Below are 2,559 nucleotides of genomic sequence, written 5' to 3' on the forward strand. Positions count from 1 at the left end.
CCTTCGTTCTCTCATCTCAAATGGATGTTTGAGTGGTTTCTCCGAAACACTAACTTTGATTTTGCGACTCTTCAAATGTACGGAGCTTTTTCAGAAATCAAATACTAGTCCTATAGTATTTCAAGACATATCTCTTGAAAAATGGCAGCTTTTGACTTCTACAGCAGAGCGTCATCAGTATTTACTAGATGCCTATATAGGACGTATGTTAGCACAAGATATTAATAGTAGGGCATATTTGAAATGCAAACCTCCTAATGCCAGGAAAACGCGAATGTGGCTCGTTTGGCTAGCAGGGCAACTGCTCAAAGAATCGAAAACAGAATTTTTGATTGAAGAAATGCAGCCTAGTTTGTTAAAAAGTAAAATTTCCAGAATTATTTATAATTTGATTGTCTGGGGAGTTATACAAATGCTGATTAATGGGCTGATTTTGGGGCTGTTAGGAGTAATTTTGGGGCTGTTAGGGGTAACTGGAGAGGTTACTGTCCTTGGAAGGGAGATTAATTATGGGGTGGCTGGAGGGGTGATTTTCGGATTTTTAGGCTTGCTTCAGGGACTTAATGGAGGGATGATTATTGGTCTGATTGTCGGGCTAATTAATGGTTTATTTGGTGAGATGATAGAGGAAAAAGTTGCAAACACAGGTTTAATTAAGTCTGAGAAAGCTTCTCATAAAACCATGACGAAATGGCTACTTATCGGGTTGATTTGGGGGCTAATTAATCAACTGATTTTTGGGACGATGACAGGAGTGATTATCGTGCTGATTTGGGGGTTGATTATCGGACTGATTAATGGGTTAATTGGAGATAAAATCGAAGCAATTGAAACTCGAAAAAGTTTACATCATCTCTTAAAAAATGAGTTAACTTTTGGGATATTAGGGAAATTTAATAATTTAGCAATAGGAAGTAAAACTATTCCTAAACAAGGAATTTGGCAATCTGTTAAAAATACCTTTAATTTATCAGTATTGTATTTTTTACCTTCTACAATATTAATTTTTTTAATTCAAATAATTCAAGAAAATAATAGTTTAAATAAGTCAGCTTTAATTTCTAGCTTAATGTTTGGGTTATTTTTTGGATTATTAGTGGAGATACTTAGAAGTGGAACATCTGTTATTAAACACTTTGCCCTACGCCTTATTCTCTACCGCAACGGCTACATCCCTTGGAACTACGCCCGTTTCCTTGACTACTGCACCGAGCGCCTATTTCTCCAGCGTGTCGGTGGCCGCTATCGCTTTATTCACAAACTGCTGCAAGACTACTTCGCCCAAATGGAGTTTAAACGTGATTGAAAAAGATTGAATTGACTCACTATTTTAATAATATCTTTTTAGCTATAGCTTTCCTCTATCCCAACTCTCCACCGCCACATACTCCCCACTAAACATATAAAAGCCCCCGCCTTCCACAGCGCATCCCCAGAAACCCTCTAGCGAAGAGTAGTCCTTTACTACTCCCGGTTGCCATTGCCGGAAGATAAGATTGTAGACTTGTCCTGGAGTTCCGTTCGCCACATCTGCGATCGCCTGAAGCTGTCTTCGTCTCTTTTGGAGAAGGCTTAAGCTTCCCCTATCGCCTGGGGTAATGGCCAGCGATAGAAAGATGAATGGGAACAATTGTTCCCAAAATATTTTACTAGAACAACGATTCAGTAATCGGAATCATGACGAAAAATCAAGTTTCGGGCAGAAGTCGGGGCAAAATGAGGCTTTGATTTTTTAAGCATTTGTCAGCTTCCAGTAAATCTGACTACTGTTTTTAATTGCTATGCTTGGCATCAGTATTAAAATAGATGGATTTTATACTTCTGCAAACTGAGGACATCATAATAACCATCTATTAAGCTGTCAAAAAAGGAACACACTAATCCTAGAACAGCTAAAGCTTTTTAGCTGTTCTAATTTTTATGATGTGGCTAAAAATTTCAAAAACATGATTTAGCAGCACTATCTAGCTAAACTAATTTTTGAATATCACTATAGGCACGGTAGAATCCGCCACTAATAGTCTGCGAACCCAAAAAGCGCTTTTTCAAGCTGGGGGTAAGGAGTGATTGATCTCATGCAGTGCTTCATGCGATCGCTTTCGGCAAGATTTGCAGTACTTGTACAGAGGTATAAATAGTTATCAAAGTATAAACTAAGTACTGATGAAAGGTGATAGTAGCAAATTTATATACTCTATAGATGTGAATAACTCGATAGAGTATTTTTGTGAAAGTGCGCCTATGTTAAGCGATCGCCTTCCTTGGCCCTTGTTACAACCGCCCCTCCACAGCCTGCGATTGCCAGCTTGGGGTAATGGCGCAGCGTTGAAGGGGCGAATAGGAACTAATGGTTGTCAAAAATCGATGGTACTTATCAGTTCAGAAACGCATTGCTCTGGTTGCTGACCTACTTATGCGTTTCTTGAGGTATATTTAGTTGAGGTTTAGCTTTGAGGACTCGGCGCAAATCTCGCCAGATTTGAGTAGCAGCTAATGCTCCATCTGCTGCGGCAATTACAACTTGATTCAATCCAACCTTGAGATCACCGCTGGCAAAGA

1 protein-coding gene and 1 pseudogene are annotated in these 2,559 nt (G+C 39.2%); one reads left to right on the plus strand and one right to left on the minus strand.

The features are described 5' to 3' along the window. Positions 1-1,306 (plus strand): annotated as a pseudogene (locus H6G97_RS49645) (hypothetical protein); the annotation flags it as partial. A 42-nt stretch (positions 1,307-1,348) separates the two neighbouring features. On the opposite strand, the gene H6G97_RS49650 reads toward H6G97_RS49645, so the two are convergent. Next, positions 1,349-1,630, minus strand: a complete 282-nt coding sequence (locus H6G97_RS49650; RefSeq protein ID WP_190947598.1) for a hypothetical protein — start codon at positions 1,628-1,630, stop codon at positions 1,349-1,351. Positions 1,631-2,559 lie beyond the last annotated feature (929 nt).

Origin of the sequence: Nostoc flagelliforme FACHB-838, assembly GCF_014698065.1 — a bacterium.
GTDB classification, from domain to species: Bacteria; Cyanobacteriota; Cyanobacteriia; order Cyanobacteriales; family Nostocaceae; genus Nostoc; species Nostoc flagelliforme_B.